The organism is Pseudomonas sp. MWU16-30316 (assembly GCF_020515645.1).
Taxonomy (GTDB): domain Bacteria; phylum Pseudomonadota; class Gammaproteobacteria; order Pseudomonadales; family Pseudomonadaceae; genus Aquipseudomonas; species Aquipseudomonas cerasi.
Genome location: NZ_JAIZAZ010000003.1, coordinates 129,199 through 142,619 on the forward strand (window position 1 = coordinate 129,199; position 13,421 = coordinate 142,619).

Genomic DNA, 13,421 nt, shown 5'->3' on the forward strand with positions numbered 1-13,421 from the left:
TCACCTGATTGAGGATGTGCAGATGTCCAATGTATTGCGTCCGGCCTTGAGCCTGATCGTGTTGATGAGCCTGATCACCGGCGTGGCCTATCCACTGGTGGTCACCGGGGTTGCGCAAGTGGCGTTTCCGGCGCAGGCCAACGGCAGCCTGGTGTATGACGCGTCGGGCAAGGTGCGCGGCTCGACGCTGATCGCCCAGTCGTTCACCGGCGATGAGTGGTTCCAGTCGCGTCCTTCGGCGGGCGCATTCGCGACCGTGGCCAGCGGCGCGAGTAACTTTGCCCCGAGCAATCCGGCGCTGGCGACTCGCGTGAAAGAGGACGCTGCGAAACTGGCCAACGCTTCTCAGGAACCGATACCAATGGCCTTGCTGACCACCTCCGGCAGCGGACTGGACCCGCACCTCTCGCCTGAAGCGGTTGCCTGGCAGGCCGGTCGTGTTGCAGCGGCGCGCCAGTTGCCGTTGGACAAGGTTCAGGCGCTGATCGACGCCAATACCCAGCGTCCGCTGATCGGCCCACCCGTGGTCAACGTATTGGCCTTGAATATGAGCCTGAATCAGTTACCGTCTGCACCGCGCAACGCGCAGTTGTAACAAAGTACGCCTTGTACGCAGCAGATTCACTAAGCTGTAGCTGATCAGAAAGAGGGTGGTAACCAACGTGAGTGATTCCGGTCGAGCTGACGCACTGCTGGCCCAGTTGCCCCGCGAGGGGCGCGGGCGGCTGAAGGTGTTTCTGGGTGCCGCGCCAGGCGTCGGCAAGACCTACGCGATGCTCCAGGCGGCTCACGCGCAGCTGCGCCAAGGCGTGAAGGTGCTGGCGGGTGTGGTCGAAACCCACGGCCGCGCAGAAACCGAGGCGCTGCTCAACGGTCTGCCGCAACAGCCCTTGCTGCGCACTGAGTATCGCGGCATGACCCTCGAAGAAATGGACCTCGACGCGCTGCTCAAGGCTGCGCCGAGCCTGGTACTGGTCGACGAACTGGCGCACACCAACGCGCCCGGCAGTCGCCACGCGAAACGCTGGCAGGATATTCAGGAACTGCTGGCGGCCGGCATCGATGTGTACACCACCGTCAACGTCCAGCACCTGGAAAGCCTGAATGACCAGGTGCGCGGCATCACCGGCGTGCAGGTGCGCGAAACGCTGCCGGACTGGGTGTTGCAGGAAGCCTTTGATCTGGTGCTGATCGACCTGCCGCCCCGCGAACTGCTGGAGCGCCTGCGCGACGGCAAGGTCTACGTGCCTGAGCAGGCACGCGCGGCCATCGACGCATTCTTCACCCAGACCAACCTCACTGCACTGCGTGAAATGGCCATGCAGACGGCGGCTGCCCAGGTCGATAACGATCTGGCGCAGGGCTACCGGCAATTGGGCCAGTCGGCCCCGGCAGTTCGTGGGCGGATGCTGGTGGGCATCGACGGTGATATCCATGCAGAGCGTCTGGTGCGTCACGCCAGTCGGGTTGCCCAGCGTCGCCATCTGCCGTGGAGCGCCGTGCATGTGGACGACGGGCAAACCCTCGACGAGCAGTCTCGCGCGCGTCTGCAAAGCGCCCAACAACTGGCCGAGCGGCTCGGTGGCGAGGCGGTTTCGCTGCGCGCCGGGGAGGTCGCCCGAACGCTGGTGCAGCATGCCATCGAACGGCGCGCCAGCGTGGTGCTGGTCGGCCAGTCGCGACGGCATTGGCGGCGTCGCGTGTTTGGTGGCGGCGTCGCGGCACGCTTATTGCGCGAAGGGCACGGGCTGGAAATCTCGGTGCTCGACGACAGCGAGGAACTGCCTGATCAGCCGCCGCGTGCCCGTCCGGCTCACGAAGTGGTGTGGTTCGATTACGGTCTGGCCTTCGTCGCCACGCTGATCGCCAGTCTGGTCGCCTGGGGCGTTGCAGGCGTGCTGGCGCTGCCCAACATATCCCTGATCTTTCTTGCTGCGGTATTGCTGGTCGCCGTGCGCAGCAGCATGGGCCCAGCGCTCGCCTGTGCCGGGTTATCGTTCCTGGCCTATGACTTTCTGTTCATTCCGCCGAGTTTTTCCCTGAACATCCAGCGCGAAGAAGACGTGCTGACGCTGTTGTTCTTCCTGTTGATGTCGGCCTTGACCGGCAAGCTCGCGGCGCGCCAGCGCAGGCAGTTGCAGGCGTTGCGCGATACCCAGGAACAGACCAGCGAGCTGCTCGACCTGTCGCGCAAGATGACCGCCGCCACGGATCGCAAGGCGGTGCTCGCCGCCGCCGAACAGCATTTTTCCGGCTGGAAGGAACTGCATCTGTGCCTGGTCGATCGCGACGGGCAGGGCGGTTGGGTGGTCGAAACCGGTGGGCCACTGACGTTTTCGGAGCCCGAGCGCGCTGCTGCCGATTGGGCCTGGCAGCACGATCAACCCGCGGGCAGCGGCACCGGCACCTTGCCATCCGGGCGCTGGTGGTGGTGGCCGATCACCGCAGAAGAAGGGCCGTTGGCTCTATTGGGAGTCTGCGCGCGAGAAGGCCAGTCGTTTACCGCGCAGCATCGACGTCTGCTGGCCGCGCTTACCCAGCCACTGGCGCAGGCACTGGCCCGTGCGCAATTGGCTCAGGAACTCGAGGCGGCGCGTCTGCACGGCGAAACCGAGCAATTGCGCAGCGCCTTGCTGGCTTCGGTGTCCCACGACCTGCGTACCCCGCTGACCTCGATGCGCGGCAGCATCGACAGCCTGCTGGCTCTGGGCGAAGCCATTCCACTGGAGGATCGCCGCGAGCTGCTGGAGGGTACCCGTGACGAAGCCGAGCGCCTGGACCGCTATATCCAGAACCTGCTCGACATGACGCGTCTGGGGCATGGCGCTCTCAAGCTCGCCCGCGACTGGGTGTCGCCCGCCGATATCGTCGGCAGCGCGCTCAACCGGCTGCGTGCCGTACTGGCGCCCTTGCAGGTCAGCACCCAGGTGACCGGCGAGCTGCCGCTGCTGTATGTGCACGCGGCGCTGATCGAGCAGGCGCTGGTCAATGTGCTTGAGAACGCTGCGCGCTTTTCACCCGTCGACGGGCGCTTGCAGGTAGCAGCCGGTGTGGTCGACAGTGAACTGTTTTTCTCGGTCAGTGACGAAGGCCCGGGCATTCCCGAGGATGAGCGAGCGAAGATTTTCGACATGTTCTACACCGCCGCGCGCGGCGATCGGGGCGGGCAGGGCACAGGGTTGGGCCTGGCGATCTGTCAGGGCATGATCGGCGCACACGGTGGACGGCTCACGGTCGAGGACGGCATTGACGGGCTGGGCACGCGCATCACGCTGTTTCTGCCGCTGCAGGCGCAGCCGGACGTAGAACTGGAGGAATCCGCTTGAGCCAGGCGACCACCATTCTGGTCATCGATGATGAGCCGCAGATTCGCAAGTTCCTGCGCATCAGTCTGGTTTCGCAGGGCTACAAGGTGCTGGAAGCCGCCACTGGCGCTGAGGGCCTGACTCAAGCTGCCCTGAACAAACCGGATTTGCTGGTGCTCGACCTTGGGTTGCCGGATATGGACGGCCAGCAGGTGCTGAGTGAGTTTCGCGAGTGGTCGGGAGTGCCGGTGCTGGTGCTCTCGGTGCGCGCCAGCGAGGCTCAGAAAGTTCAGGCGCTGGACGCCGGCGCCAACGATTACGTGACCAAGCCGTTTGGCATTCAGGAGTTTCTGGCCCGAATCAGGGCGCTGCTCAGGCAGGCGTCGGGCAGCGAAAAGCCCGAGTCTGCGCTTGAGTTCGGGCCGCTTACCGTGGACCTGGCCTATCGGCGTGTGCTGCTCGACGGCCAGGAAGTGGCGCTGACCCGCAAGGAATACGCGGTGCTGGCGCAGTTGGCGCGGCATCCCGGGCGGGTCATTACCCAGCAGCAGTTGCTCAAGGATATCTGGGGCCCCACGCACACCGAAGACAGTCACTATCTGCGTATCGTGGTGGGGCATTTGCGGCAGAAGCTGGCGGACGATCCGACCGCTCCGCGGTTCATCCTCACCGAGCCTGGAATAGGGTATCGTCTGCTGGCTGATCACTAGATGAAAAAAGCGAGCATAGCCCCGTGCTGCGGCACTTTTACTGCCCCGCACCGTCAAAGCCGCACACTCCCTGTTCACTCTGAGGTAACACCCGCATGAAAGCCCTTATCTGTCTGCCATTGCTTGTTTTGGTTCTTGCAGGTTGTGCTGGCAAGACTGGATATCGCGACAGCTGTGCCACTCAGCTCGACGCTGCCTGGCATGAGCTTGATCTGGCCAAGGCTGAAGGCTTCGCCGGAACGGTCAGTTACTCCAAGGCCTTGTCGCTGCTGACGGGTGCCAAGACTCAGCAGCAGTTCGAGGCGTTTGAAGGCTGCACCGAGAAGTCCGAGAAAGCCCGCTTCTACATCCGCGAGTCCCGCGCTGGCCGTTGATACCTGACGATACACAGGTCTGCTCTTGATTCTGGCCGAAGGCCGTGGGAGCGAGCTTGCTCGCGAAGAGGCTATTAAAGCCCCTGAAAATGGGGCGTCTGGACAATGACTATCGTGCCAATGCGTTGGCATGCAGTTCGTGACGCTCTGCGTCACGCAGCTGTTCTGTGGTTTCAGTGACTTCTCCATCTGACTCAAGTCGCCTTTTCGCCCCTCGGCGACTCACTTAGTAAGCAAACCCCCAAGCTCCGTTTCCGGTCCGACTTCGTCGGGTTCCTTTGCCCTGTCACTGACGTCGTACTCTGCGTCGTCTGTGCCATCGCGCTCGAAAAGCATTTTAGGCCATTTGGCTAAAGGCACGGCCCGGGAGCTGATGGCTATCGTTCCTCACGCTCCGCGTGGAATGCCGTTGGTGACGCTCTGCGTCACAAATCTTTCAGTCTGGCGAGACGGTAAGCCTAACCAACTCTGGCGAAACGGCCTACGCTCACTTTAAAGTGTTCGGACACTGGCATCGCTTGCAGTCCCACAGTCATGAAGCAGTTGCCGGAAGGGGCTTTCGATGGGTAGAAAACTCGATGCGTGCCTGAGCGCGATCAATGAGGTGGTGCTGGGCAAGGAGGCGCAGGTACGGTTGGCGATGACGTGTCTGGTCGGCGGCGGGCATTTGTTGATCGAGGACTTGCCGGGGATGGGCAAGACGACCCTCAGTCATGCGCTGGCGAAAATTCTCGGCCTGAGTTATCAGCGTATTCAGTTCACTTCTGACCTGCTGCCAGGTGACATCCTGGGGACTTCGATATTTGATCGGGACAGTGGGCAGTTCACCTTTCATCCCGGTCCGATTTTCGCCGAGCTGGTGCTTGCCGACGAGATCAACCGCGCCACGCCCAAGAGCCAGAGCGCGTTGCTGGAAGCGATGGAAGAAGGGCAGGTGTCCATCGAAGGCGCGACGCGTCTGTTGCCCGATCCGTTCTTTGTGATCGCGACCCAGAACCCGTTCAGTTCCGGCGGCACTTTTGCGTTGCCCGAGTCGCAACTGGACAGGTTCATGATGCGCATTTCCATGGGCTACCCGGCCAGAGCCGCAGAGAAAGCCCTGCTGCTGGGCGAGTCGCGCCGCGAGCTGTTGCCGCGTCTGCAACCGATTCTGGATCACGCCCTGCTTGGCCAGCTCCAGACGCAGGCGCGGCAGGTGCGTGCCAGTGACGCGCTGGTTGATTATGTCCTGCGACTGGTCGAGGCGACGCGCAGTCAGCCGCAGTTCGCGTACGGACTTTCACCCAGGGCGAGCCTGGCGATTCTGGCCGCAGCACGGGCCTGGGCGATGTTGCTGGGGCGGGAGTACGTGATTCCCGAAGACGTGCAGGCGGTGCTGCCATCGGTTATCGGACACCGTTTGCGTGAACGCAGCGATCCGACCGGGCATGGCGGCGGTGCGCTGGTTCAATGGCTGTTGCGCGAGGTGCCCGTGCTTTGATCGAACCGCTCAAACCGCTCTGGCAACGCTGGCTGTCGAGGCGAATTCCTCCAGCGTCACGCATTACCCTCGACCACCGGCGCATTTTCATCATGCCGACACGCACCGGCATGATTTACGCGCTAGTGCTGGTGCTTATGCTGCTGGTGGCGATCAATTATCAGAACAGCCTGGCCTACGGGTTGACCTTTCTATTGCTGTCGATAGGCGTGCTGGCCATCCTGCACACCTACCGCAACATCAGCGGTCTGGTTCTGAGTGCGGGCGTGGCGCGTTCGGTATTCGTCGGCGAGCCGGTGCAATTGCGCCTGCGCCTGGAAAGTGCCGGGCAGGCCCACCAGGCATTGGGATTGGGCTGGAGTGCGACAGCATTGCAGTCAGGCGACGTGCAGCCCCGTGGGCTGACCGACCTGGAACTGACTCTGCCCGCCGAAAAGCGCGGCTGGCTGCGTGCGCCAAGGCTGCGCATCGAGAGTGTGTTTCCGCTGGGTATCTTTCGCGCCTGGAGCTGGCTAGACCTGGAGCAGAGCGCCTTGATCTACCCTCGACCCTTGTCCGGGACCATGCCGCTGCTCAAGGGCGTGCAGCCGCATGCCGAGGACGATGGCCATGCCACCCAAGGGGCCGGTGTCGATGATTATCAGGGCTTGCGCAGTTACCAGCCGGGTGACAATCGCAGTCGCTTGCACTGGAAAGCCTATTCCCGCGGGCAGGGGCTGCTGATCAAGGATTTCACCGACCTCAGTGGCCATGACCTGTGCCTGGACTTCATGGCGCTGGGCGGCGATATCGAAGAGCGCCTGTCGCGCCTGTGTTACTGGGTGCTGGAGCTGTCGCAGCGGCAGCAGCCGTTTGCCCTGCGGTTACCGGGCTTTTTGTCGGCGGTGGACAGCGGCGATGCACACCGCGAAGTCTGTCTGCGCGCCCTTGCGCTGTACGGCCATCGATCATGAACGACAAGGTCAAGACAGTTCAATCCGCGCCCATTCCGCGCGTCAGCCTCACCTGGCTCTTGGTGGCGCAGGCACTGGTGGTGTTGCCGTTCGCGCTGCATGTGCCGGTGTCAATCACGATCCTCTGGCTCGGCTGTACGGTGTGGCGCGTGCAGGCGTTCCGGATGCGCGTGCGCTTGCCTGGCACCTGGGTCAAGTCCGGGCTGTTGGTGGGCACCGCAGGTGGCGTTTATCTGGCGCGCGGCAGCCTGGTCGGGCTGGATGCCGGGGCTGCGTTACTGGTGGCTGCATTCGTTCTGAAAATGCTGGAAATGAACAGTCGCCGTGACGCGCGCGTGCTGATTTTCCTCGGTTTCTTCTGCGTGGCGGTTGGCTATCTGTTCGAAGACAACCTGCTGTGGGCGCTCTTCAGTCTGCTGCCGGTCAGCGCGCTGCTGGCTGCGTTGATCGGCCTGCAACACACAGACCTGGCCGGCAGGTCGGCGGACACGCTCAAGCTGGCGTTCAAGCTGATGGCGCAGGCACTGCCATTGATGCTCCTGCTGTTTCTATTCTTTCCGCGCCTGGACCCGCTCTGGTCGCTGCCGCAGCCGAGTAACAAAGGCGTCACCGGCCTGTCGGACAACATGGCACCCGGCGACATGGCGGAACTGAGCAAATCGCCTGCGCTGGTGTTCCGCGCCAGTTTTGAAGGGCCTATCCCGGCGCGCAATCAGCTTTACTGGCGCGGTTTGACCCTTGAGCAGTTCGATGGACGTCGCTGGTCGCAGTCGGCACGTGCCCAGACCGTGCAGATTGCGCAGTGGGAGAAACGCGGTGAGCCGCTGGCCTACAGCGTTGTCATGGAAGCCAGCGGCCGGCCCTGGTTGCCGAGCCTCGACGTGGCAGAAACCACGTTGCCGGACGTGCGGCAGATGAGCGACTTCCGCCTGCAGCGCAGACGCCCCATCGAGCAGTCGTTGTTGTACGCCGTCAACTCATGGCCGCAGAGCGTCCGTGATCCGCTGTCCAGCGAGCAGATCCAGCGTCAGGACCTGCAACTGCCTGCCAAGGGCAATGATCAGGCGCGGCAATGGGCCGATGAACTGCGCCGGCGCTACACCACACCAGACGCTATGGTCGCCGCGCTGCTCGGCTACTTCAGCGATCAGCCGTTTCACTACACCCTCAAACCGGTGCCATTGGGCAATGACAGCATCGATGAATTCCTGTTTGCCAGTCGTCAGGGTTTTTGCGCCCACTACGCCGGAGCCATGACCTTTGTCCTGCGCGCGGCAGGCATTCCGGCGCGGGTGGTGGCCGGGTATCAGGGCGGTGAGCTGAACCCCGACGGGCAGTACCTGACTGTTCGCCAGTTCGATGCGCATGCCTGGGTGGAATACTGGCAGCCAGGCGTGGGCTGGCGCAGCGTCGACCCGACTGCCGCCGTGGCGCCGCAACGTATCGAGCAAGGTCTGGAGCAGGCGCTGGCGGCGGACGAAGCATTTCTGCAGGACTCTCCCTATTCAGCGTTGCGCTATCGTAACGTGGCTTGGGTCAACGCCCTGCGCCTCAGTTGGGATAACCTCAATTACGGCTGGCAGCGCTGGGTACTGGGCTATCAGGGACAACAGCAGTTACAAATTCTCGGTCGCTGGTTTTCAGGCTTCCAGGCGCCGGTTTTCGTCCTGGGAACCCTGTTTTCACTGGGGCTGGTGGCGTTATGGCTGTTCAAACCCTGGCAACGCGAAAGCGACTCGCAGCTGCGCGTGTTCAACGCATTTGAACGCTTGCTCGCCCGTCATGGTCTGCGTCGTATGCCGGGTGAAGGCGCTGACGCATTCTGCCGCAGGGCGGTACTCTACTTTCCGCAGCATGCCGAGGCCATTGAAGGTTTCATCCGCGAATTTCAGGCGCAGCGCTACGCTGGGCGGCTGGCTTCGGCGAGCCGCTTGAGGCAGGCGCTGAGCACGTTGCGTCGGGGTTTGCCATGGAGGTTGTCAGCCGTCAGGGACAGGCATTCATGAATCAGTTTGTCGAAGGGGAATTGCATGTCTTCAATGGTGGATCATCTGGTCGCCGAAGTGCTGGCGCTGGATGTCAAATTACTCGCGTGTCAGGCACGCCTTGCCGTTTCGACTGACAGCGAAGCGCTGCACGATTTACGTACCACGGTGCGCCGTCTGCGCAGCGTATTGCGGCCCCTGCGGGAAAACCCGAGTGCGGCAGAGCTGGAAGAGGCGGCCAAGGCGGTCGGCCAATTGACCACGCCGCTGCGTGACATGCAGGTGCTCGCCGGGTTTCTTGAAGAGCAGGGTTTGAACGAGGCCGCGTTCACACGCAACCGCTACCTGGAAACCGCCTGCCCCAAGGTCGCCAGCTCGTCCGAGCTGACCCGTCTGCTCAAGCTGATTGACCGGTTCCCGGAAATGCTGCGTCTGCAACAGCGCCAGGGCATGTTGCGGGGTCTGCGCAAGACCATTGAAAAACGCATGGACAAGCAATGGCACAAGCTGCGTGTTGCCATCGCTGAGCCGGGACACGATCGGCATGACCTGCGTTTGCTGATCAAGCGCGTGCGCTACGCTGCCGAAGCCTATCCGCAACTCAGTCATCAGCCGAAAAACATGCAAGCCCGGCTCAAATCCGCACAAGGCGAACTGGGCGACTGGCATGATCATCTGCAATGGCTGGCGCAGGCTGCGGAACAACCTGATCTGGCCCCCTGCGTGCCGGGCTGGCAAATCGGCATAGTAGGTGCCGAACGCAAGGCCGAAGCGTCGCTCAAACGCCTGGCCAAGGCCTGTTTCTGATCCGGTAATTTATCGTGAGGCATGTCATTCAGGCCGCAAAAATGGCCATTATGCGGCCTGTCGATAACTAAGAGGATGGTTATCATCCATCCACTTGTGTGTTGACGTGTGGAGTGAACATGACCTTTTCTGAACTGATCGATGCGCTGCGTCGTGATCCTCGCGCTGTCACGATCCCTGCCGAATGGTCGCAGGGGCGTGCCTGCTTTGGCGGGCTGATGGCTGCGCTGACCTACGAAGCGATGCGTGCACAGGTGCCGGAAGGGCGGCCGGTTCGTTCGCTGGCGATCACCTTTGTCGGGCCGGCGGCGCCCGGGGTGCCGATTGCTTTCGAGGTCGACATCCTGCGCCATGGCAAGGCAGTCAGTCAGGTGCTGGGGCGCGCAGTGCAGAATGGTCAGGTAATGACCCTGATACAAGGGAGCTTCGGTGCCCCTCGAGAATCAATGATCACCTTTGCCGCAGAGGCCGCGCCGGTCCTCAAACCGGTCGAACAATGCCCGGAGCTACCGTTCGCCAGCGGCGTGATGCCTGATTACCTGCGTTTCATGGACATCCGCTGGGCGTTGGGCGGCATGCCTTTCAGTAACACCCAATCGCCGGCGATAGGCGGCTACGTGCGCTTTCGCGATGAGCCGCACGCCACGCCCATGAGCGAAGCGCATATTCTGGCCCTGGTGGACACCTGGCCGCCTGCGGTGTTGCCGCACCTGGACAAGCCGGCACCCGGCAGTTCACTGACCTGGACCATTGAGTTCGTCCAGCCCCAGCCGTCGCTGGATACCCTGCAGTGGTGCAGCTATCGCGCAGTCATCGAGCATGCCCGCGATGGCTATGGTCACACCGCCGCGGCATTGTGGAGCCCCGACGGCGAGCTGATCGCGATCAGTCGCCAGACGGTCACCGTGTTTGGCTGACCGGCAACCGGATCAAGGTTTGCGAGCGGCCCGAGCGGCGTCCTGGCGCTGAAAACCCAGCGCCGCCACCAGGCCGATCACGCCGATGGCAACCGATGAAAGGCTTTCGGAAAACAGACCGTTGAGGATCAGCAGGGCCGCCAGAATGAACAGCGGTACGGCGATCAGGTACAGGGCCAGACTGGTCGAGTGCTCCTGACTGTCGTTGCTGTCACGCCATTGATTCAACTGCAGATCGGAAAGTGGCTTGTTCATGATGCGGTCCTCTTCAGGTAACGCGTAAAGCGTCGTTCAATGCCTGAAGGATAGGCCCGCGCGCCGATGGCTGACGAGTCAAGCCTGTCTATCGTGGCGATAGCCTGTTACAGCTTGAGCTGGCCAATGGCGGCATTCAGTTCGCCTGCCAGCGTGGCCAGTTCGTCACTGGTGCTGGCCGAGTCAACCGTCTGGATCACCGTGCGTTCGGTGACATCGCGGATACTCACCACCGCACGGTTCATCTCCTCGGCGACCTGACTTTGTTGCTGAGCCGCGACGGCGATCTGCGTGTTGCTTTCGCGCATCTGTGCCACGGCACCGGCAATCGCCGCCAGCGCATCACCGGCTTCCCGCGCCTGCTGCACGCATTCGTCGGCCTTGTACGAGCTTTCCTGCATGAAATCCACCGCATCGCGGGTGCCGCTTTGCAGGGTCGAGACCATCGTGGTGATTTCATCAGTGGAGGTTTGCACCCGCTTGGCCAGATTGCGTACCTCGTCGGCGACCACGGCAAAACCCCGACCCATTTCCCCGGCGCGTGCGGCTTCGATGGCTGCGTTGAGGGCGAGCAGGTTGGTCTGCTCGGCGATGCTGTGGATCACGTTGACCACACCGTTGATCTTCTGGCTGTCTTCGGCCATGCGCTGGATCATTTCCGCCGTCTGCTGCACGCCGCTGGACAGCCCTGCGATGGACACCTGCACGCGGTCGACCACCACTTTGCCACTGCCCGCCAGCGCGTCGGCGGTCTGCGACTGATCACGGGTAGCCGTGGCGTGCTGGGCAATGTGATGAACCGTAGCGGTCATCTCGTTGATGGCCGTGGCCACCTGGTCGGTTTCGCTTTGCTGGCCGAGCATGCCCTGGCGCACTTCCTTCATGCCCGCCGCCAGGTGCGCGGCACCCTGATCAAGGCGGCCAGCGGTTTGTGAAACGGTATTGACCACTCGCTGATAACCGGCCTGCATGGCATTAAAGGCTTTGGCCATCTGTCCGACCTCATCGTCACTGCGATTGGGAACACGGGCCGCCAGGTCGCCGCTTTTTTCCACATGCAGCATCACATCCTTGAGCGCGTTGAGCTGGCTGAGTAGAAAGCGGATCAGCAGTTGCGAAGCGCAGAGCATCAATAACATCAGCACGAAAACCGCAATCGCGTAGTGCGTAAAGCGATCCAGCACGACGTGCATGAACGTCGGGGTGAATGCCAGTAGCGCAATCCGTTGCTCGGCGTTCCGGGTGATGATCTGCGCACCGCTCAGCCATCGATCGCCAGCGGGCTTGTCCAGCGTCACCCAGTCGCGGGCGTCAGCCAGTTCCGGCAGCGCAAGGCCATCGACGACCGGTGTCTGACCCTGGCGGTAAGTCAGCAATGTATCGTTGGAGGGCAGCGCTGCGTCGACGGGCCAGTCGGTCAGCAGCCGCGCCTGCGCTTGTGCTGCCTGGCGCGACGCATCGGTCCGCGCTTGTTGCTCTGTCTGCATGGCGTACAGCACCAGCAACAGGGTGGTGACGAAAGCGACCGCGTTGACGGCCCAGAACTTATATTTCAGTGACAGGTTGCCAAGCCATGAGCCCATGAGTGGTCTTCTTCGGTGATCGGTTGAGATAGCAGCAAGATGCCATCACTGTGCCTCAGCCAACGAAGAGACTCTTGATGCGGGTCAAGAAAGCTGCAGATTTTCATCCTCCGGGTTTATTTTCAGCACTGGCAAGGCAAAAAACTGCCGTGCGCAATCTGTGCTGTGGCGTGCGAGGTCTTCCTGCGTTTCGCCCCGGTGCAAGGCTACTTCGCGCAAGACTTCCGGCAGGTAAGCCGGCTCGTTGCGACCGTTTTTCGGCTTGGGACGCAGGCTGCGTGGCAGCAGGTAGGGCGCATCGCTTTCCAGCATCAATCGGCCGCGAGGGATGTTGCTCACCAGCGCGTGCAGGTGGGTGCCGCGTCGTTCGTCGCAGATCCAGCCGGTGATGCCGATATGCAGGTCAAGGTCCAGGTAACTGAACAGCGCGGCGCGCTCACCGGTGAAACAATGCACGACTGCCGCGGGCAGGCGGTCGCGGTAGTCGCGCAGAATCTCCAGCAGCCGCTGGTTGGCGTCGCGTTCGTGGAGGAACACCGGTAATTGCAGTTCCACGGCCATGGCCAGATGCGCTTCGAGGACCTTTTCCTGCTGAGGGCGAGGCGAGAAATCGCGATTGTAATCCAGGCCGCATTCACCCACGGCGCGAACGCGATTTTCCTTGAGCAGGGCATGCAACTGTTTCTCGGTGTCGCCGGTCCAATCGCTCGCCGAATGCGGGTGAATACCCGCCGTGCAGAACAGGCGTTGCGCGCTCTCATCCAGCTCGTGACACAACTGCAGGGCCTGTTCGCTGCCCTCGACACTGGTGCCGGTCACCACCAGTTGCTGGACGCCTGCGGCATAGGCGCGGTCGAGTACCGCCTGTCGCTGCGAGGCGAAGCTTGCGTTGGTCAGATTGACGCCGATGTCGATGAGTTGCATGGTGCTACCTCCAGCTGAAGGCTGTCGAGCATACCAGAGCTCTGGCCACAACAAGAAAACGCTGGGTATTCAAGCGATTGAACCTGAGGGTTCAACGATTTCCTTCGCTGTTCGATGCTGCTGCGTGA

General features: G+C 62.3%; 12 protein-coding genes. 9 read left to right on the top strand and 3 right to left on the bottom strand.

Annotated features, from left to right (window positions below; all coding sequences use genetic code 11):
• Positions 1–22: 22 nt before the first annotated feature.
• From kdpC to LCH65_RS11675, 9 genes are all read left to right on the top strand, one after another.
• Positions 23–595 (top strand): potassium-transporting ATPase subunit KdpC, encoded by a 573-nt coding sequence (gene kdpC / locus LCH65_RS11635; RefSeq protein WP_032609430.1) that lies wholly within the window; start codon positions 23–25, stop codon positions 593–595.
• 67 nt (positions 596–662) lie between these two features.
• The gene (locus tag LCH65_RS11640) at positions 663–3,326 is read left to right on the top strand and encodes a sensor histidine kinase KdpD (protein WP_044308249.1); all 2,664 of its coding nucleotides are present in this window, start codon (positions 663–665) and stop codon (positions 3,324–3,326) included.
• Complete coding sequence (locus tag LCH65_RS11645; protein WP_003366785.1) at positions 3,323–4,015, top strand: response regulator; 693 nt, start codon at positions 3,323–3,325, stop codon at positions 4,013–4,015. Before LCH65_RS11640 ends, LCH65_RS11645 begins: the two co-directional genes overlap by 4 nt.
• A gap of 95 nt (positions 4,016–4,110) precedes the next feature.
• A complete protein-coding gene (locus LCH65_RS11650) occupies positions 4,111–4,389 on the top strand; it encodes a lipoprotein (RefSeq protein WP_003316607.1) in 279 nt (92 codons plus the stop codon).
• A gap of 562 nt (positions 4,390–4,951) precedes the next feature.
• Positions 4,952–5,869: an AAA family ATPase gene (locus LCH65_RS11655; RefSeq protein WP_226439487.1), complete on the top strand. Its 918-nt coding sequence runs from the start codon at positions 4,952–4,954 to the stop codon at positions 5,867–5,869.
• Positions 5,839–6,822, top strand: coding sequence for a DUF58 domain-containing protein (locus LCH65_RS11660; RefSeq protein ID WP_032609408.1), 984 nt, complete (start codon positions 5,839–5,841; stop codon positions 6,820–6,822). The genes LCH65_RS11655 and LCH65_RS11660 overlap by 31 nt, the downstream gene beginning before the upstream one ends.
• On the top strand, positions 6,819–8,828 hold the full coding sequence (locus tag LCH65_RS11665) for a DUF3488 and transglutaminase-like domain-containing protein (RefSeq protein WP_003433068.1): 2,010 nt from the start codon (positions 6,819–6,821) through the stop codon (positions 8,826–8,828). The genes LCH65_RS11660 and LCH65_RS11665 overlap by 4 nt, the downstream gene beginning before the upstream one ends.
• A gap of 24 nt (positions 8,829–8,852) precedes the next feature.
• A complete protein-coding gene (locus tag LCH65_RS11670) occupies positions 8,853–9,614 on the top strand; it encodes a CHAD domain-containing protein (RefSeq protein WP_063613797.1) in 762 nt (253 codons plus the stop codon).
• A gap of 119 nt (positions 9,615–9,733) precedes the next feature.
• Complete coding sequence (locus LCH65_RS11675; protein ID WP_054081884.1) at positions 9,734–10,531, top strand: thioesterase family protein; 798 nt, start codon at positions 9,734–9,736, stop codon at positions 10,529–10,531.
• Between the two features lie 12 nt (positions 10,532–10,543).
• On the opposite strand, the gene LCH65_RS11680 is transcribed toward LCH65_RS11675, so the two are convergent.
• The 3 genes from LCH65_RS11680 to LCH65_RS11690 form a co-directional block, all read right to left on the bottom strand.
• The gene (locus LCH65_RS11680; RefSeq protein ID WP_003366791.1) at positions 10,544–10,786 is read right to left on the bottom strand and encodes a hypothetical protein; all 243 of its coding nucleotides are present in this window, start codon (positions 10,784–10,786) and stop codon (positions 10,544–10,546) included.
• Positions 10,787–10,893: 107 nt separating this feature from the next.
• Positions 10,894–12,369 carry a methyl-accepting chemotaxis protein gene (locus LCH65_RS11685; RefSeq protein WP_226439488.1) on the bottom strand — a complete coding sequence of 492 codons (1,476 nt, stop codon included), beginning with the start codon at positions 12,367–12,369 and terminating at the stop codon, positions 10,894–10,896.
• Positions 12,370–12,453: 84 nt separating this feature from the next.
• Positions 12,454–13,293, bottom strand: a complete 840-nt coding sequence (locus LCH65_RS11690; RefSeq protein WP_060707568.1) for a TatD family hydrolase — start codon at positions 13,291–13,293, stop codon at positions 12,454–12,456.
• Positions 13,294–13,421 lie beyond the last annotated feature (128 nt).